16 protein-coding genes are annotated in these 18,956 nt (G+C 49.9%); 9 read left to right on the top strand and 7 right to left on the bottom strand.

Annotation, left to right across the window (positions count from 1 at the left end; all coding sequences use genetic code 11):
* Nucleotides 1-301: 301 nt before the first annotated feature.
* Complete coding sequence (locus DCCM_RS16185) at nt 302-5,632, bottom strand: S-layer homology domain-containing protein (protein WP_165792216.1); 5,331 nt, start codon at nt 5,630-5,632, stop codon at nt 302-304.
* A 346-nt stretch (nt 5,633-5,978) separates the two neighbouring features.
* On the opposite strand from DCCM_RS16185, the gene DCCM_RS18800 reads away from it, so the two are divergent.
* Nucleotides 5,979-6,131, top strand: coding sequence for a hypothetical protein (locus DCCM_RS18800; RefSeq protein WP_165792215.1), 153 nt, complete (start codon nt 5,979-5,981; stop codon nt 6,129-6,131).
* A gap of 189 nt (nt 6,132-6,320) precedes the next feature.
* On the opposite strand, the gene DCCM_RS16180 is transcribed toward DCCM_RS18800, so the two are convergent.
* Nucleotides 6,321-6,626 (bottom strand): hypothetical protein, encoded by a 306-nt coding sequence (locus DCCM_RS16180; protein ID WP_128739173.1) that lies wholly within the window; start codon nt 6,624-6,626, stop codon nt 6,321-6,323.
* 281 nt (nt 6,627-6,907) lie between these two features.
* Between DCCM_RS16180 and DCCM_RS16175 the strand changes: the two genes are divergently transcribed.
* Nucleotides 6,908-8,323, top strand: coding sequence for an Ig-like domain-containing protein (locus DCCM_RS16175; protein WP_165792214.1), 1,416 nt, complete (start codon nt 6,908-6,910; stop codon nt 8,321-8,323).
* Nucleotides 8,324-8,364: 41 nt separating this feature from the next.
* Here the strand turns inward: DCCM_RS16175 and DCCM_RS16170 are convergent, their stop codons facing one another.
* Nucleotides 8,365-10,002, bottom strand: coding sequence for a hypothetical protein (locus DCCM_RS16170; protein WP_104373429.1), 1,638 nt, complete (start codon nt 10,000-10,002; stop codon nt 8,365-8,367).
* A 205-nt stretch (nt 10,003-10,207) separates the two neighbouring features.
* Between DCCM_RS16170 and DCCM_RS16165 the strand changes: the two genes are divergently transcribed.
* Nucleotides 10,208-10,801 carry a helix-turn-helix transcriptional regulator gene (locus DCCM_RS16165; protein ID WP_104373428.1) on the top strand — a complete coding sequence of 198 codons (594 nt, stop codon included), beginning with the start codon at nt 10,208-10,210 and terminating at the stop codon, nt 10,799-10,801.
* 80 nt (nt 10,802-10,881) lie between these two features.
* On the opposite strand, the gene DCCM_RS16160 is transcribed toward DCCM_RS16165, so the two are convergent.
* Nucleotides 10,882-11,271 (bottom strand): retropepsin-like aspartic protease family protein, encoded by a 390-nt coding sequence (locus tag DCCM_RS16160; RefSeq protein ID WP_231702819.1) that lies wholly within the window; start codon nt 11,269-11,271, stop codon nt 10,882-10,884.
* On the bottom strand, nt 11,268-11,513 hold the full coding sequence (locus tag DCCM_RS16155; protein WP_104373427.1) for a hypothetical protein: 246 nt from the start codon (nt 11,511-11,513) through the stop codon (nt 11,268-11,270). Before DCCM_RS16155 ends, DCCM_RS16160 begins: the two co-directional genes overlap by 4 nt.
* A 403-nt stretch (nt 11,514-11,916) precedes the next feature.
* Between DCCM_RS16155 and DCCM_RS16150 the strand changes: the two genes are divergently transcribed.
* The 3 genes from DCCM_RS16150 (at nt 11,917) to DCCM_RS16140 (ending at nt 12,808) form a co-directional block, all read left to right on the top strand.
* On the top strand, nt 11,917-12,141 hold the full coding sequence (locus tag DCCM_RS16150) for a DUF1659 domain-containing protein (RefSeq protein WP_104373426.1): 225 nt from the start codon (nt 11,917-11,919) through the stop codon (nt 12,139-12,141).
* A gap of 45 nt (nt 12,142-12,186) precedes the next feature.
* Nucleotides 12,187-12,408: a DUF2922 domain-containing protein gene (locus DCCM_RS16145; protein ID WP_104373425.1), complete on the top strand. Its 222-nt coding sequence runs from the start codon at nt 12,187-12,189 to the stop codon at nt 12,406-12,408.
* A gap of 208 nt (nt 12,409-12,616) precedes the next feature.
* Complete coding sequence (locus DCCM_RS16140) at nt 12,617-12,808, top strand: YvrJ family protein (RefSeq protein ID WP_104373424.1); 192 nt, start codon at nt 12,617-12,619, stop codon at nt 12,806-12,808.
* A 50-nt stretch (nt 12,809-12,858) separates the two neighbouring features.
* On the opposite strand, the gene DCCM_RS16135 is transcribed toward DCCM_RS16140, so the two are convergent.
* Entirely contained in the window at nt 12,859-13,197 is a 339-nt protein-coding gene (locus DCCM_RS16135; protein ID WP_165792213.1) for a type II toxin-antitoxin system PemK/MazF family toxin, read from the bottom strand.
* 5 nt (nt 13,198-13,202) lie between these two features.
* Complete coding sequence (locus DCCM_RS16130) at nt 13,203-13,454, bottom strand: toxin-antitoxin system protein (RefSeq protein ID WP_104373423.1); 252 nt, start codon at nt 13,452-13,454, stop codon at nt 13,203-13,205.
* Nucleotides 13,455-13,823: 369 nt separating this feature from the next.
* Here DCCM_RS16130 and DCCM_RS16125 point away from each other — a divergent pair, with 369 nt between their 5' ends.
* The 3 genes from DCCM_RS16125 to DCCM_RS16115 all read left to right on the top strand — a co-directional run bounded on the left by DCCM_RS16125 (nt 13,824) and on the right by DCCM_RS16115 (nt 18,709).
* Nucleotides 13,824-14,678, top strand: a complete 855-nt coding sequence (locus DCCM_RS16125; RefSeq protein ID WP_104373422.1) for a tyrosine-type recombinase/integrase — start codon at nt 13,824-13,826, stop codon at nt 14,676-14,678.
* A gap of 56 nt (nt 14,679-14,734) precedes the next feature.
* Nucleotides 14,735-15,502: a hypothetical protein gene (locus DCCM_RS16120; protein ID WP_128739172.1), complete on the top strand. Its 768-nt coding sequence runs from the start codon at nt 14,735-14,737 to the stop codon at nt 15,500-15,502.
* Between the two features lie 171 nt (nt 15,503-15,673).
* The gene (locus DCCM_RS16115) at nt 15,674-18,709 is read left to right on the top strand and encodes a beta strand repeat-containing protein (RefSeq protein ID WP_104373420.1); all 3,036 of its coding nucleotides are present in this window, start codon (nt 15,674-15,676) and stop codon (nt 18,707-18,709) included.
* Nucleotides 18,710-18,956 lie beyond the last annotated feature (247 nt).

Genomic DNA, 18,956 nt, shown 5'->3' with positions numbered 1-18,956 from the left:
TAAACTTAATCTTGAAGGAACCGGCCACCGGTATAAACGATGGCCGGCTTTCTTCATTATTAGCTGCCAGAGGTAAATGCCGGTAGAATTCAGCTTGTTTGAAAGTGACTTCAAAACCCGGTACATTCAGGATAGACTCCGCCCATAATATATACCGTATACGGCCCCTTTATTATAATTTAAGAATATTGAAGCCCCACCTTCTCTAAAAGGTGGGGCTTCTTTTACGCTTACAATCCGGCAAACCCGGAGGCTACGGTATTAACTTAATAACTTAGGTATCCGGTACAGTCAATTGTGATCACACGCCATTAGGATAAAAAGGTAATTCTATGAAGCTTTCCACAACGCCTCCAAAACCTTCCAGGTCTCCGTTCTCATCATCAGCATCGTAGCTTATTTTCAGAGCATCTGTAACTTCCGAAAAGTCCTCCACGGTCAGCACTATTTGGTTAGCTTCCACTCCCTCTGAGGTAGACGTTACTTCATATTGCTCTGGCGGGTCTGCAGAATCAATGACCGTAAACGCGCTTTGTTTACCTGTCAAAGAAGAGTTAGCCAAGTCTTCGGTGAAGGTTATGATTATTGTAGTATTATCGTAATAATCGATGCTTTCTACTGTTGGCGGACCAAGGGCTCCATCCGAGAGAGCGTCTACTTCAAACAGCAATACGGCATCTTCCACTTCTCCCGCTTCTGAAACCCACACCGCGTATAGATTGCCACCGCTTCCTCTAAGAGTTGTTGTAATTGAACCCACTACTGTAGATTCTGTAGCGTCCCATATCTCAGTTGTATTTGATCCATACCATCTGGCTATGTCTGTTGCTTCCGGCACCGAACCCGCTTTTACCAGATATACGCTTCCCGAAGGAGATGATGTATCTTCCAGCGGCACAATGCAATTTATCACTCCAGGGCCAGTTCCGTCTGTAAACTCTCCAACTTTTTCTCCCGGCAGCACCACCAGACCATCTTCAATTGGAACTGATGTTCCGTCACTATTTGTTGCCACCACATCATATTTGCCAGCAGCTAATCCATAAGCCGGAGTGAACGCAAGCGTATCCCCATCGTCATACCAGGTTGCATTACCATTAGTTGGATACTCGCCGGTTTTTACCACAGGAGCGTCGTCCAGACCCACCACTCCTGGCATTTTCACCGGCTCACCGGTGGCACCATCCAGCACATAAACCGGCCAGTTATCTTCTGTAACCGATGGCTCTTCTCTAATAACAAGCGCATTGTCAAAAGTTATATTGTCTGAGCCGATGGCCACAACAATACCATAGTTTCCGGTCGGTATATCGTTTGGCAAGGTGACTACAATTTGCTCCGGCGTATTGTTGTTTATTGATAAATTTTGCCCGGCAACAGTCAGTCCGGAAGCAGAGCTCAAGTTAGCACCATTGATAATAAACTCAGGCGTTCCAACATAACCTTGATGCAGCGGCGCAGGTATAGTCATTACACCGGTTATTACCGGCATGCCAATGGCTACGTCACATGTTGCGTACACCGGGTCCGCCGATGTGTGCACACTGAATGTTTGCATGCCGCTTGATTCCGGGTTTCCTATGCCCGCCGCATTTAAAAACCTTACCTGAACCGGCTCGCCTCCGTCAATATAAACAGGAGTGGTTATGGTTACCTCCTGTCCTGTCACTGAGACGATGCTAGACGGCATTTCATACACTAGTACGTTACCGCTGGCGATTAATTCCGGCACTATGTACCCATTTGGGAAGATTACGGTAATGGTCCCTATGCCGTCTGTCAGCGCCCCGTCTTCACTGGTGTTAAAGTTCACGGTGTATTGAACGCAGGGGGCCAAAGGCGCTGTGTTGTCCGCTGTCACGTTTAGCCCGGTTACTGTGCCCGGAGCGCTAAATTCCACCGCATCCGGAGTCTGGTAATATCCTACCAATTGCTTTTCTGAATTAATGAATAATACCAGAACATAAAATTCTCCCGGCCCGGTCGATATAATTACAGAAGTATCAAACGCCTGAGGAAGGTCGGTTATCTCTGTTGGAATAAAGTGATCAAGGATTGTTGTGGAAAATCCCGCATCATTCCATAAAATTAGTTTATAAGTCGCCTCTTCCCGAACAGATTGTGGCTGGACAATTTCTTCAATTACATTCAATGCAGCGCCAGCTGTCAAATCTTGATTGCCGGGCAGTTCCTTCAGGATGTCTAATTCTGCCTGGTTTGCGGAGCGCAGGGTTACTCCCGATGTGACCTGCCAAAGAACATTTAAGAGGGCTGTTTCACTTTCCTTCCCGCTTGCCAATCCGGTGCCGGCAATATTAATAGTACCTGTTCCTGTTACTCGCTCAAGGACACCTTCCAACTCAACATATAAAGTTCCATCAGTATTTTTGAAAACCTCCACTACTGTGAGACTGCATAAATCCCCACCCAAAGCTATATCATTAACGGTAATATTATCTTTAAAAGTATCCCCTGTAATTGATAGATTAAAGATCTGGTAGACTAATTGACTAGCGGCTATCGTAGTCACATTACACACCAATACCGACGGTTCAGGAGCGGGCGGCGGATCCGGCGGCGGGTTAACCACGGGCCTTGCCGGCACAATCACCGGCAGGGTCGAGGTATCCGCCGTGGTGTTGTCCGAAAGCTTAGTGACGGTAAGCACCAGGTAAACCACCATATCGGTCTCCCCGGGGGTAATGGCCCCGCCCGGGCTGATTACCCCGGGATTGCTGGAGCTTTTTATGGACACGGTAAAGCCTTCCGGCACCGCGGGCAGTGTTATGACCGCATCTCCCTGGGACGGGGATGCAATTCCCGTTATTCCCGCCGCCACCTGGGCCGCAGTCAAGCCCCCGGTGGGGACCACCACCGGCAGGGCTGCTGTGTCCGCTTTGGTGCCGTCCGAAAGCCTGGTCACCGTTAATACTATGGTTACCGTTTGCTGTTTTTCCCCGGGATTTATCTTTCCGTCCAGGGCTATTACTTCCGGTTTGTCACTTGTCTTTATGCTTACCGCAAATCCCTGGGGCACCACGGGCAGGGTTAACTGCTTGTCCCCCGGCGCGGGCTGGGGTATGGCGGTTATCTTTTTAGCCACCCTTTCCGCCGTCAGTGTGGCCGCCGGCACCACCACCGGCAAAACGGCGGTGTCCGCGGTGGTTCTGTCGGAGGTTTTAGTTACGGTCAAAACCAGTTGTACCGTTGTTTCTTCATCCGGCGGGGCAATCCTGGCGTTAAGCTTTATTACCTCCAAGTTGCTGCTGGTTTTTATGCCTATTCTGAATCCCGCCGGCATCCCGGGCAGCGTCAACTCCGTGGCGTCCCTGGCCGGGGCCGTTATGCCCGTGATTGACGCCGCCACTTCCTGGGCCGTACGGGCCAGGGCGGGCACTATTACGGTTATTGGTGATGTTAGCGCTTTGTCATCTATTACCGTGCTGCTTATCTCCAATACCAGCAGCACCGGGGTTTCCTCCTCCGGCGGGGTGATTTTGCAATCCGTGGCTATTACCGCCGGGTTGCCGGTGCTTTTTATGGCTATGGCAAATCCGCCGGGCATCTGGGGCAGGGTAAGCCTTTTTATGTTGGGCAGCGGCGCTTCTATGGAGGTTATTCCGTCGGCCACTTCCCTGGCGGTCATTTTTGCCGGCACCGTTACGGATATTACTATGGTGTCCGCCACGGTGTTGTCGGATCTTTTGGTCACGGTCAGCACAAGGTTTACTGACGCGGCTGTCCCCTGGGGCCTTATTTTTCCGTCCAGGGTGATTATATCCGGGTTGTCGGTGGTTTTTATGGTTACCGTAAAGCCCGAGGGCACGTCCGGCAGCGTAAGGCTGGTGGCGTTGACCACCGGGGCGGAGATGGATGTGATTCTTTCCGCCACCTGGGCGGCGGTTCTATTCGACGACCCGCCGCCGCCTCCTCCACCACCTCCTCCGGGTGAGGAAGCGCCGGTATTGCCGGGATTATCCGGGGAGGAGGCGCCGGGGTTGCCGCTAGAATTCCGGCCGGCTTGCTGCAGGGCGCTATCTATTGTTTGCGTTATGTCCGGCGGCTGCGTTGCCTGCGGAGGCTGCTGGGCCGACTGGGGCGGCTGTTCCGGGGCGGGCGGCACCCCCGGTGACCCCTGCTGGGCAGGCGGCGGCGGAGGTGTCTGCGCTTCCTGGTTTTGCTGTATTTGTTGGGCTTGTTGCTGCACCCACTGGCTTTCGTTCAGCCATTCCTGGTTTTCTTCCGGACCGTTGGGGGCAGGGGGTGACGGCGGGGCTCCCGGGCCTGTTATCCCGGTGGACTGTCCCCCTGTCAGGCCCACTGTCTCATCCCCCGAAGTTACTTCTCCCTCACCGGTCAACAGGCTGGTGCTGGAGCTGCCGTCCCCGTGCACCGAGTTTTGCCAGAAGGTTCCCCGTATGGCGGCAACTCCCCAGGGCATGTCCACTTTGACCTTTGCCCGTTTGGTCTGGGATACTTCCCACCAGGGCATGTTTTTATTCCCCGCACCCTGTCCCGCCGGGGAGGGCTGGTTTGCCGCCAGTTTTTTTATGCCGATGCTTTCCAGGGCCGCCCCGTCGTCCAGTGATGCCAGCAGAATATACCTGCTTTTTCCTGTAATCTGGTTTTGTCCGGTTCCTTCACTTGCTTCGCTGCTCCGGGCGGGGGTGTTATAGCTGGTTGCCAGGGCGCCGAAGAGTTTTCCCCTTTTTAGCCCTATGTTCAGCCATTCCACCGCCTGGCCGGGTATTCCCCCGTTCTTTATGTAGCTGCGGCCCACGGCTTCCTTTATTTCCAGTTCCGTGTCCCCTTCCAGCCTCAAGCCGGTGCCGTCGGGGTATTGTATTTCCGCCGCGCCGTCATTTCCCGTTATTATTACATCCCCGGGTTGCAGGGCTTTTTTCCGGTTAACTTCCAGGGCGGTTTTTACATTATCTCTTATGAAGGTTATGGATCCCTTTACAACCTCCAGTTCCCCGGCCAGTGGGGTTTTGTAGTTTTCCGGGTCCCTGGTAAGTATAACTGCCAGGGCGCGGCTGAAATCCCCACGGGTTATGGCGGCGTCGGGATAAAAGTTCCTGTTGTCTTCAGAAAGGCCTATCATTCCCGCGGATACGGCTATTGCCGCCGGGCGAGAGGCCCAGTGTCCGGGGGGCAGGTCATCCATTTGCAACTGCGCCGTCCCGGGGTCGGGCTGCTTCGTCAGTCTCAGGGCCAGGCTGATGCCCTCCGCCCGGGTAAGTTCCGCTTCCGGGCGGAAGGTTCCGTCGGGGTATCCTTTTATTATCCCGGCATTATAGGCCAGCCAAATGCTTTTTGCCGCCCAGTGGCCGGAGGGCACGTCGGTGAACCCCGCCGTCCAGGGCGCTTCGCCGGCCAATCCCAGGGCGTAGGTGAGCATGGCCGCGGCCTCGGCCCGGGTCAGCCCTTCATTGGGCCTGAAGGTCCCGTCCGGGTAACCTTTGACCAGCCCTTTATTGGCCAGGTAGTTAATGAATAGATGGTTGGCTTCGCTTTCCGGGACATCTGAAAACAATGCTGCCGGAGAAGAAACGGCCATGGCCGGACAGGCTGTCAGAAAAAGCATTGTCACCATCAATAGCGCAGCCAGTAATAAATACGCTTTTTTCATATTTCTCCGTTCCTCTTTTACTAAAAGAATATATTTATAATTAAAATATTTGAGCTTCATTACTCCATAAAACGCTATTTTCCTTCATGTTTAGTCTTAATTTTACATTAAAAATAATGCCCGCAAAACGCCCGCTGTACTGCACTCTGCCTTGTTTTGGAAAAAGGAAGCCGCTCTTGCACATTTCCCGGGTGCGTATTTGAAATTTTGGCGGCACACCGCAATAGTCATTCTTTACCTGGCTGATTATCTTTGCTTCTATTTCACCATCATCAATTTAGGGTGATTTTGCAGCCTGGGGATATATGACAAAATAGAGCCGGACAAAATACGGGGGGATTAAAACATGAATTTTAGAGGCATTAGGCTGAAAGGAAAACTGCTATTCGCGGTACCGCTCTGTTTGCTGCTTGGCTGTCCCGGAGCCGCAGCGGGCCGGACAAATCAAGCGGCAAAAACCGATGAGGCGAGCGGCTGGAGCAAGCGCAACCGGGAATAACCGGATTTAGCAACGGCAAATGGAGCAAGGCCAGGGCGGTAAAGGACAAAAAGACCGGGGAGGTCTCACCGGCCGGGGATGTGCTTATTTCTTTTTCAACGGAGCAATAAGGCAAGCCATAATAAAAGGGGCGACTCACCAGTCAGCCCCTTTTTAACGCAAAAACCAGCACCGCCGCAAACGGAACCGTCAACCTTTGCAATTAGCCGGCCGATACTTTTCAATCCAGGAACCCGACAAGCTTTCGGCATCTTTATACGAAAGGGTAACATACCAGGAATACATGGACGCGCCGCCGGATTTGCCATTATTGACGGCAGCATTTATTTCCTTGTCCAGACTTTCCTTCGCGCTGCCCACGTATCGAACATCAAGACCGTCGGAAACAAACACAAATACACCCTGCTCATCAGGGGCCTCAATGTCTATTAAATCCAGCCAACCGTCATATTGCTTTATACGGTTGTCAAGCTCGTCGCCCAACTGCCACTTCATATCCAAACCTCGCTAGCCTTCCTTTTAAAACTTATGTATTTATATTAGACCCATTTTTTTTAATTTTAGTTCCCCTATTAGACGATTTTTGCAAATCCAATTTTTTTGCCGGCACACCCCCGGGATAATGCCGGATGACAGCGCTGGAACCGCCCCCGGGCTACCACGGCCCGGCCATCCCGGTTAAATCTTTTTTCAAAGGCAGGAATAATCTACCTTAATGTAGTATGTAAATACATATGTAAATCTTGTAAAAATAAAAATAAATGGGGAGAACAATTATGAAAACAAACAAAAAGTTTATCAGATTTTTATCCCTTTTGTTGCTCAGCCTTATATTCGTATCCTCCGCCGGCATAGCATCCGCCTCGCCATTGCAATCACTGAACGCTTCCTCCGCCAAAACCCTTGAATATATCTCCGCCAGTCCCGGCAGCCTCAGCCTATTTATAGGGGATACCGCCAACATAGTGGTAACCGCCCATTATAATGACAACAGCACCGAAGTACTCAACAATCCGGACGTTATATGGGCCAGCTCCATGCCGTCAACGGTAGCCGTGGAGCAAGGGACGGTCAGAGGAATATCACAGGGATCGGCGGTTGTTAACGCTACCTATTCCGGCAAGGCGGCAGCGGTATTAATAGATGTCGTCAAACAAAAAGACGGCTTGGCTGCTCTTTCCATAGAACCGGAGGTTTTGGAACTGCAGGAGGGTGCCACCGGCACATTAACCCTCACGGCCAAATATAATGACGGAACAAGCCGTGTTGTCACCGGCGCCGAGTGGTTCAGCAGCATTAAGGCCTTTGCCACGGTGCTTAATGGCGAAGTTACCGCCAAACAAACCGGAACCACCATAATTTCAGCCAAATACCAGGACAGGGTTGCTTATTGTACCGTAAACGTAACTCCTGACGGCAAGGGGATAAAAGAATTAAAAGCCTACCCCGATAGCGCCGCCATAAAAATCGGAGATTCCAAACTGTTCTATATTTCCGCCACCCGGAACGATGGTGTGATAGAAGATGTCACTGATTTAACAACCTGGAAGTCAAACAATACCGAAGTGGCGGTGGTGGATTCAGGCAAAGTAATTGGCGTGGCGCAGGGAAAGGCGGTTATCACCGCCGGGTATGGCGGCAAGGAAGTGCAAATACCCGTGGATATCAGTACTAACGGCAATCCCCTTGAAAATATCTCCGTAACCCCTGAAAATCTTGCCCTTGAAGTGGACGGCAAGGATGTGCAAATCAACGTTTATATAACAGATAATAACGGCAAAAAGACTAAAATTACCGATAAATGCACCTATTTGTCATTAAACACAAAAATTGTTACCGTAAGCAGTAAAGGAAAGGCCACTCCGAAGGGAAAAGGCGAAACCAGGGTCACCGTAACCTACAACAATAGAACCCTGGAGATTCCCGTGGTGGTTAACCCTAAACTGTCAAAAATAACAGTTGATACCGGGACACTGAAAATCAAAAAAGGAAAGGACACGGACATCACCGTTACAGCCGTATACTCGGACGGAAAGAAGGAAGATGTAACCGAAACCGCCACCATAAAATCCTCCAACACCAAGATATGCAAAGTTAATGACGGTGTGCTGGAAGGAGTGGCCAAGGGAACCGCCAAAATAACCGTAACCTTCGGCAGCCTGAAAAAGACACTGAGCATCAATGTCTATTAAGGGAAATAACCGAATATAGAGGGGACGGCCAGGTGTTATGGTTAAGACAACTCCGGGCCGTCCCCGCTTTGTTTATTATTTAAATCGGCCCGGACTCCGGCCATGGCCTCCGGATCCTCCATCAGCCGCAATATTTTATTGCATAAAGTTCTATTCTCCAGCAGGGCTCTCAAAACATTGTCACAGGTCTTAAACACCAGCTCAAAAGCGCTAAAAACCACCAGCAGCCGGATAACATCCTCATTGGTTTCCTTCCTGATCCACTCCCAGGCGTCCTCCGTCAGGGCCAAACCCAGCTGGGACACCGCCCCTGCGAGAAGCTGCAGGTTGCCGAGGTTTAAAGCTTCAATGGGTTCCCTGTCATGCTGAAACAGGCTCAGCATTAATTTACCTTTATAGGCCAGCAGCTCAAGATTCTTCTTTTGCCTTTCCGTGATTTTAATATTATTGTCATAGTAAAGAAGTAAATCACAATCATCCATGAATTGGCTTCTCTCTCCGTCCGGAGCATGGATTGTTGAGTAAACCGGCCCGATCTGTTCTGAAAATGCCGCCAGCCTGGCTTCAATTATTTCTATGCTATCATTGACGGCTTTTCCCAGGCTGTCAATTTGCTCCGGAAATAATTTTTTAAAAACGGATATTACTTCCGACTTTTCCCGGTAACAATTTATTTTCCTGCCCTTAAAACCAATATCCAGCAGGATATTGCCGAACTGCCGGCGTGCCGTTTCCGGGAGTTCAGCCGGGCGGGAAAAAATATTCATAAACCCGTACTTCTCCGGAGATATGGGCAGCCAGGTGCCGCAAAGGGCCGGGGCAAATTCCAGGGGGTCATAGAGAGGCCCTTTTTCCTCCAGGCAGGCCATCCGGCACAGTTCAGCCAGGTCACCGGTGCAGTTCAGCCAATCAATCATCAAATCAATTGCCCCCAATACCCTTGGAGACGAGTAGCCCTTTAACGCCCGCATTAACCATTCCCTATAAATGTGCGGATTTTTGGCCAGTAGAAATACTCCGAAACCCTCAGGCCTTCCCAGGCATAGTCTAAAAAAAACAGAAAACAGGTCAACTCCCCGGAAGTAATTGCTCAATCGCTGATAAAGGCGCTCCTTGTCCACCCTGACCGGAATATCCACCGGCTTTTCAAGAAGCGCATCCGCCCATTCTTTGGCGCTTTCCGCCTGGCGGCAGGTAATATCGCCGGTTACCGCCGCATGGGGGGCAAAACGTGTTTCCAGCAGCATGGCAATGGCCAGAACGTAAATATGATAGGGATGTCCCCGGGTATTTCCATTAAAAATGCTAATGGTATTTTCCTCATTGGCAATTTCCACCAGAATATCCCCGGCAACCCCGGCGGAGGGACGTCCTTTCCGCCGCTCCCAGCCGGACGGCCCGGGACGGTAACGGGCGAAGTCATAATAAAGAATAAAACCCTCACCTGTTTTTTTGCTGACAATATCGCCGCAAATGTGCCAGTGCCGTTTGCCTGGCTCATCCCTATGGCACTCCGGTTCCCGGACATAGGTTAACACCTCCCGGCCCTCTATGGATTCCGATTTTAAGCGCACGAAGGGAAAGGCATTTATCAGGAGCAGGGTCTCCCTGTAGGCGTCTTCCCAGGCCGTCCGGGAAACAGCTTCCGGAATAAGCTCAAGTCCTATATAGACACCCATAAACTTAATCCCCCCATTAACCTTTTGCCGGCGCCGGCAACAAAAGTTAAGATTTCCTTGCCATTGCCACCCACTTTTTTCTCTGATAAAATCTACTAAAACCACTGTATACAAACTGTGGAAGTCCCTGGATATATAATAGTGCGTCAATGCAACACTGTCAATAAACAATGTTTCATATGTCAAAGACGGAGTCAACACGGCCATGAAAACAGAAATCGGTATTCGATTAAAAGAATTAAGAACCGTTCTCAACCTTACCCAGGCACGTTTCGCGGCGCCCCTGGGTGTGGACCGGGGCCATATTGCCGGCATTGAAACGGGCACCAGAAATCCGTCGGAGCCTTTAATAAAGTCGATTCATTTTATTTACTGTGTAAATGAGACGTGGTTAAAAACCGGCCGGGGAGAAATGTTCATCACTCCCGATGAGCTTCTAAAAAGCCTGAAGGACCGTTTCGGCGAGCAGGCTTTCTTCCGGGCCGTCATAAACATAATGAATGAAGCGGCGGTTCCCGGCACGGCCCTGAATGAAAACGGACAAAACGGCCCCCCGTATTTTCTGAACGAGAATAAAGCCCCCTTCGGCGAAACCACCGCACCGGAGACCGGCGCCGCTGCCGCTGACAAGATCCGGGACGGTGCCGGCCCTCCGGAGCTTGAGCGCATGATTAACATTCTGCGGGACATCTGGGCAGCCGGGGACGACCGGCTGAAGGGCTGGGCCTCCATCCAGTTCGACCGGGCCATCCCCGCCGACGTGGTGGAGGAAGTCCGGAAAAAACAGCAAAAAAGATAAAAACCCCGGGGGTTGACAAAAAGAGAGAGCCTCCAGAGGTGCGTTCCCTCCGGGGGCTCTCTCAATGAGCAGTTTATTGCCTATTGACTCTCGTAGAGCAACAAATTTTTAAGGTCGATTACGGCGCCTACCCTGGACAGCAAGTCCAATCCCAAAAGTCCGTTAACCCTGCCTGCTGGGTCAATCACACTAAAATCAATATTACATCCGTTCACCCTGAACGGACCAAATTCAACCTTATCTACCGTCTTAACGAAAGCATATTGTTTGCCGCCCACACCAACACTGGTGACAATCCGGTCGTTGTCATCATATTCCACCCCCAACTCCCGAACGGAATCCGGCGAGAGAATCGAATGTGTGGCACCGGTGTCAACAACCACATTATTAATTACACCGGTCTTAGCCTGATAGGTTAGCAATAGCTTTGTAAACAATAAGCCGTCGCGGAAATCAATCGCCATTCTCATATAATCCCCCTGAAACCGGGATGGTTCCGGATCTCCAACTCCATCTTTTCGTTACGGGTATGGTAAACCAATGTGTCCCCCCTGCTCTTCATGAGTTCCGCGGTGGCCTCCTTTGGATCGGATATGCTGCGAATGATGGCAACCTCTTCAACTTTTTCTACGTTCCCATCAACGTTAGATTTAATTATTTTTACCTGCACGTACTGGTTCGGGTAGAGTCTCCGTACTTCGCCCCATTTCATCCTGCCCGCCTCCTTCCTGTTAAATCCTATTGCCAGTATTATACCAGATCCCTAAACGCTGCTTAATATCCTGCTGATATAATGTAAGAGTCATAAATAAAGTGACCGCATGATTAACATTCTGCGGTACACTGGGCGGCGGGGGACGACCGGGCCATCCCAGCCGGCGTGGTGGAGAAAATCCGGAAAAAAACAGCAAAAAAATAAAAACCCAGGAGGTCGTTTTCCCCCAGGGTTCGCGGACCGTCAGACACCAAACCATAGCTTTTTGCGACAGCGGGAACCGTCCCCTGTCGCATTTTTCGCTATTAAAATTGATAACATAATGTAAATATAGATATGCTAGTTAAATTGTAATTATGGTGATATATTTTAGTCAATCAAAAGACAGGAGGTGAACAAAATGGCAGTAAATAAGATAACCGCCTCTTCCTCGCTAAGGATGGAACTTCAACACGGCGTGGACGACAGCGGCAATCCGGTTTACCGTAACAGAACCGTGAACAATATTAAACCGGCTGCCGCGGCCCAGGACGTTTACGACGTAGGCGCGGCCCTGGCGGGATTACAGGAAAATCCACTGAATGCGGTGTACCAGGTAGACGTTAGCCGTCTGGAAGTGGTTTAAGCAGTAATAATATTTAGCCAATTTTTATAGAAAGGAGGGCCTCAAATGTCACAAAGACTGGTAATGTCTTTTCGCAACACAGCCGGGAGGACGGTAACCATGTCCATGGATGACCCCAGGACTGATGTAACAGCCGCTGAAGTAACCACCGTGATGGATACAATTATCGCGAAAAACATTTTCACATCCAGCGGTGGAGATCTGGTCACCAAGGAAAGGGCGGCGGTGATCGAAACCACGGAAAATGAAATGTATAACGCGGATTAGTGATAGCGGACAGGTTAGCATGCAGGGGGAGGCTGAGCACTCCCCTTTTCCGGCGCCGCCTGTTTGCCGTCCGGCGGTTTTGCCCGTTGCCTTGAGTATCGAGGCAATAGTTTTTGGCTAAACATTTGAAACAGAGATACCTATTGAGGGAGTTGGCCCGGCATCAAAGAGGATACCTATATTTAAGGAAAGGAGGCAGGCAATACTTATGGAAGAAATCATTAAGCTCTCTGCCAATTACGGTTTTCCAATGATCGTGGCAGGTTACCTGCTGGTAAGGATCGAGCCTGTGTTGCGGGAATTGAAGGAGTCAATAGTAGTTCTAACCGCGGTGGTAGCCCGGCAATATGGGACCGATGTTGAGGAAATACGCAATATAGCCGGACTCAAAGGCAACTAAATACTTTGCCATCCTTTTTGCGACAGCGATAACCGTCCCCTGTCGCATTATTAAAAACCTAAAAGAATACGGATGCGGTCTTCAACAGCTTCCAGGATTAGCGGCGACACTGTACCTAAACGCCTATACAGTCGGTCCTTACTAATAGAGCGTATATCCTCACACTTAATAAAACTATTTTCCTTTAGGCCACCCTCTGGTGGAAAGACCTCCACGTGGAAAGGAATTCCTTTTTCCTTTGTAGTTATGGGCAATACAACAACAAGACCGGCCGGACCACTATTAAATAAATCCACCGATAAAACGAGGGCCGGCCTTTTGCCTGCCTGCTCATGCCCCCGAACAGGGTTAAGATCCACAAGCCATATATCGCCACGGGACGGCTCCAAAAAAATCAATCTTCCTTTCGCAATCCGTCATTTAAGGTAACATCCCATTCCGCCCGCTCATTAAGCTCGGCCTTCCATGCCTCCGGGTTATTCCTAAGAGCTTCATAAGCCCTGTTGGCCTCTTCCAGAAAACACTTTCGCCGATAATTTTCTATTGCTTTATCAAGAACTGTCTGCATCGGCTCGCCAGCCCGAACCGCAATTTCCCTTAGCGCTTTCCAAGAAGAATGGCTAATCCTTACTGTGGTGCTAGGCATAAATCAACACTCCTAATTATCCATTGCTACATGTTAGTTTACATAATTGTATACTCATATGTCAACTTAAATCGGCAGACTGTCCTAAACCCGCTGGCTAATATAAATCAGGTAATCATTTCCTATTATTTGATTTTTTTAGCGCTTTAAAGTTGTGGGGACTCATCCCCTTTTGGGAGGTATTGGTGATCCAAAAGGATTCCCAATACCAGCCTGAGCACAAAAGTACCGTCCCCTTGTGTTGATTTGTCCCCCAAAAGGTTGTTAACCGGTCTGCTTATGGGGCAAGCTAATTAAGGATACCGGATAAGAGCCGGCATCCTTAAAACACCTGGTACACAGTACCTTACAGATAGGAGGTGTAAGTTCTTGCGGCTAAAGGAAGCAATTGATCTATTCCTTGCCCACATGGAATCAATCGGCCGGAGCCAAGCTACACTAAGAAGCTACCGGCAGCGCACACGCTACTTTTACAACTACCTGGCTGATCGCTTCAACTGTGATGTCTACCTTGAAGACATCACCACCCCAGACGTGGAGGACTACCTGGGACACATGTACAGCAGGGGCCTGACCCCGGCCACCAGAAAGTCGGCCCTGGCAGTGGCGCGAACCCTCTTCAACTACTGCCAGCGGCGAGGTCATCGTAGCGACAACCCCGCCGCCTGCGTGGAAGCGGTAAAGCTGGAGCAGAAAGAGCGAGTGTTCCTGGAAGAGGCGGAGGTCATGGCGTTAGCGGACAATGCAAGCACTCCGCTCATGCGGTCAGTGTTCTTGTTTCTATATTACACCGGCCTGCGGATAAGCGAGTGCCTGAACCTGACCCTTGGCGACATTGACCTGGACCAGGGAATCATCAGGGTCAGACATGGCAAAGGAGGTAAGAGCCGGCTTGTGCCGGTAAGCAAGTCGCTTCGTCCGGTCCTGGTTGACCACCTCACCCGGCGCCCCGCAACCGGAACGGACAGGTTTTTCGCTACGCGCACCGGCGGGCTATGCCGGGCTCACGTGGACAAATGCCTGAAGAAGGCCGCCCAAAAAACCGGGCTGGGCAAAAAAGTCTCCCCCCACATACTGAGGCATTCCTTCGCCAGCCAGTTGGTAAAAAAACAGGTTAACATCGTCAACATCCAGAAGCTGCTGGGCCACGCGTCACTAAAAACCACATCCATTTACACCCACACCAGCCTGGAAGACCTGGTGAGTTCAGTAAATCGCCTTTGATGTACATAAGCATCAGGCGGGGGAAAAACGGCCCCCGCCCCAGGGAGGATTGCATAATGCCAGCACGTAAACATGACCACAGGGTTGAAGAGATTCTGGGACTGCTGGGGCAGGGAAAAACCAGGGAAGAGGCGGCCAGGGAGTTGGGTTACAAGGGTTACAAGTCCCTCCACATAAAGATGACCAGGCACGGCTTCCGCTGGGATCGGAACGCCGGACGCTATTTGCCGGTATGCAAAGAAAAAGCATTGACATGCCCCTGTCCAAGGCAGGAGCCATTAGGCCGGGCGGCAAGAATAATTGAGCTGATCGGTCAAGGCATCGGCGCCAAGAAGGCGGCCCAAACACTCCGGTTCAGCGACCACAGGGAAATGGCGGCCTACATGGCGGGAAAGGGCTACAGGTGGGACCCAGTGCAGTCCAACTACTTCGTCAGGGCAAAGGAAAATATTGCAGAAGAGAAGTCTGGGGAGCAGTGCCTGGAGTCTGCGGAGACAGACTATACCGGGAGTAACAACGCCGGACTCTTCCCGAACGCAACGCGCTACCTGCCCCTGCTTGAGTGGTTGACGGCCAAACAGGATAAGTTGGAGGAACTGCTTTCCGGGCAAGATGACTCCTACAACATCCCAAGGTTTGTCATACCCGGGGGGTTCATCACAAAGGGTGTGCACATGTCGCAGCGGCTTGACCAAATGGTCCGGGACTTCAGCCAGGAAAAAAAAGTCAGCCAGAGGGAGATCTTCGAGGTTGCACTGGTGGATTTTTTCAGAAAATACGGCTATAGACGTGAGATAGATGCCATGTTGAAAATGACTTATTGAAGGCAGATTAACTGCCTTTCTTTTTCGAAAAAATTAAAGCGGTGGCAAAAGATTCTTGTGTTTCGGCAGAAACGCAACTCGAGGCGGTCATCTTATAATATCTTAATTACTTCAGGTAAACCTATGATAATGAAATATTATTTCCATTATCATTAGATTGGCTTAGGTTGTGTGGCAAAAAAACCTCGCAACCCTTGGTGCATAAGATACGCAAATATTGGATATTATCATAGGAATACAGTTTGTTTATCCGCTAATCCCGCTGCTGTTACTGTTGAGGCCAATCAGACAGAAAACGTTGCCCTGACAGCTGAAAAGGATGGCGAAGTTGTAGAAGGTGTTGATTATGATGTAACATCTGCAGACGAAACTGTTGCAACTGCTACCGAGGCTGATGGTGTTATCACCGTAACTGGCGTTAGGGAAGGTTCTACTGAGCTGACCGTAACTGCCGCAAAAGAAGGCGAAGAATTCGCTGCAATCGCTCCTATCGCTGTAACCGTAACTGAAGGAACTATTGCTACAGTTGAAATAACTGGCGCTGCTAGTGTTCCCGTAGGCACTTCTGTTGACCTGACTGCTGTCGCTAAAGACGCTGGAGGCAACGTAATTGCCGACGCTGGCGCTGTTACATGGGCTATTACCAGCGACAATGCTGATAATGCTGTCCTTACCCAGTCTGGTAAGTTTATTGCCACTGTTGCTGGTTCATACACTGTAACTGCTACCATCGGTGCTGTTGTTGGAACTGCAACTATACAGGTAAGCGGCATTGCTGCTGGTGTAACCTTTACTGCTAGCAAGACTTCTGTAGTAGCTAACGCTACTGATACTGCTGACATAACTGTATCCGTTGTAGATACCAATGGTAATGTTGTTACCAACTTTAATGGAACTGCTGCTCCTCAGCGTACTCCTGTAGCTGGAGCTCAAGCAGTAGCTGTTCCTGCAACTGTTACCATAACTAATGGTGTTGGTACCTTTACTGCAACTTCTTTTGCTGCTGGCTCAATCGGTACTGACTCTTTATCGATCACAGTTGGAACCTTAGTGTCCACTAACGGTCAACCTATTGCTACCAGCTTGAATTACGGTAATGTTCAGGTTTCCAGTGTTGCACGTACTGCGACTGCATTAACCTTAAGCGGCCCTGCATACGTAAGCGCTAACGGTAACACCCAAGCTACCCTTAACGTAGGTTATGCCGATCAGAATGGCGCAGCAATGAACGCTCCTGCTGCTCAATATGTGACCTATACCCTAACTGGTCCTGCTTCCTTCCAACAAGGTGGCGCACCTGTTACTACGCAGTCCGTATTTGTTCCTGCCGCTGGCGGCACTGTTAACATTTTTGCCATTATGGGTCAAACTGGTGCTATTACTCTTACAGCTTCCGCAGCTGGCTTGACCACGGCCACAGCTCAAATTCAAAGCGTAATTAATACTGCTGCTACTGACATCACTGTAACTTCTGAAACCGCTACTTTGACTGCTGTGTGCAATGCTGATAATGCCGGTACAAACCTGCCTGCTGGCACAGCCTTCAACCGCATCACTATTCAGTTGGTTGATACTAATGGCCTGCCTGTAGCTGGTACAGACGCATTAAACATCTCTGATAATACAACTGCTGCAAGCAGTCTGTACTACTGGACTGTGAATGCTAATGGACAGCCCGGCGTTTACCTAGGTACAACTCCTCAAGTTTCCGCGTTAGTAGGTGGCAGATTGCAATTAGCGGTTCTTAATACAGCAGTTGCTGCTACCAGTCCTACTATTACTGTAAGGGACACTGTTTTGAACGTAGCCAAAACTACTACTTATTCCTATGTAACGAGTAGCGCAAGTACAGCCACATGGGTAGGCCAGGCTATTCAAACTGCCATGGCTGGTCAATCTGTAACTTTGACATTGCAACTTCAAGATATTGCTGGCAATGACTTGCAAATTGCTAACCGTAATGTACCTGTTTACTTTTTAGCTAACGCTGCTAACGCAACTATTGCTGGATCTAGTGCGTGGACTGTGCTTAACCCCTACAACGTTACCACCAACGCACAAGGTCAAGCTACTGTAACCGTTGCAGTACCTGCTGCAAGTGCTGGAAGTGCCTTTACTTTGACGAGTGCTTTAACTGGCGGAGTTCCTGCTGTTGTGACTGTTACAGCTGTTAATGCTTCTGCTTACGCTACAGGTCTAGTTTTGGCAAACACTGCCGTAGCTGCTGGTAGCATTCCTAACCCCACAACTGAGGTTATTACTTGGCCTAATGGCAACATGACTGCTGGCCAAAATTTAGCTGCCTTTGTAGGATCTGCAATCAATGTGTTGCCAGTTAACGCGATTGGTCAAGTGGCAAACGCAACTGATGTTATTCGTGTAACATCTTCTAACGAAAATGTTCTTGACATCGCTGGTGTAACTAATGGTTTTGTTGAAGGTCCTTTTGCGGTGGGTCCCGTTCCTGCCATCACAGCAGTAAATTCTGGTACTGCGACTCTTACATTTACTAACGTAACCAACCCTGCGGTACCTGCAGTTACTAAGACCATTACTGTTGTTCCAGCTACTGCTCCTGCCGCAGTATTAGGGATGAACCCAGATGGTACTACTAACAGAGTATACAACTTCACAACCGCTGGTGTTGTAGGGCCCTTTACTCTCCAGGCAGTTGACGGAGGTAACAACCTGGTAGCTGCTACTGTTCCTATAACCCTGACTGCTGTTCAAGTTGACAACATTCTTGGCACTCCTGGCACACCTGGTATTCGTACCAGTGCTGCTGGTTCTAACGTAACTTCTGTAACAATTCCCCAGGGCCAGGCTTCAGTTCAGATTTGGGTTGACGGCATAACTCTTCCTTCTGCTACTGCCGCTACTGCCGCCGTGGCTCTAAACACATTGGCTCCTGAGATTGTAAGCGCTGCAATTAATGGCGACACCTTAGTAGTTACTATGAATAACCCTGTAACGGGAACTGCAACTGCTGCTGCATTTGATGTGGTAATTGATGCTGCTCCAGCTGTTAACCCAACTGGTGATGGGGTTATCTCCGGTAATACTATCACTTTAACTCTTGCCGCACCTGTAACCAATGCTAACGTTGTTACTCTAGCATACACCACAGACAGCTTTTTAACTACTGGTTATCAAGCTCCTCTTGCAACCACTATCGCACCGATCGCAGTAACTAACAATACCCCTTAATAAAATGCCTTAACAATCTAATTTACCTTTTCAGCGGAAAGGGGGAGTTCTCGTGAACTCCCCTTTCTTCATGGTACGCTCATCATTGGTATCATTCTGGGGTGACAGTTCCGAGGTAAGCGTCATACACAAGGGGACGGTTCTTTTGTGCCATAAATAAAAGTCCCATATGTTTGCATGGAAGGCCGGTAGGCCCCACGCGGATTACCCGGCTGTTTTCTTTTTCTGTTCTCCCTTATGCTCGTTT

Origin of the sequence: Desulfocucumis palustris (assembly GCF_002933875.1) — a bacterium.
GTDB classification, from domain to species: Bacteria; Bacillota; Desulfotomaculia; order Desulfotomaculales; family Desulfocucumaceae; genus Desulfocucumis; species Desulfocucumis palustris.
The sequence above is the reverse complement of the archived record's forward strand: the minus strand, read 5'-3'. Positions and strand labels throughout refer to the sequence as shown.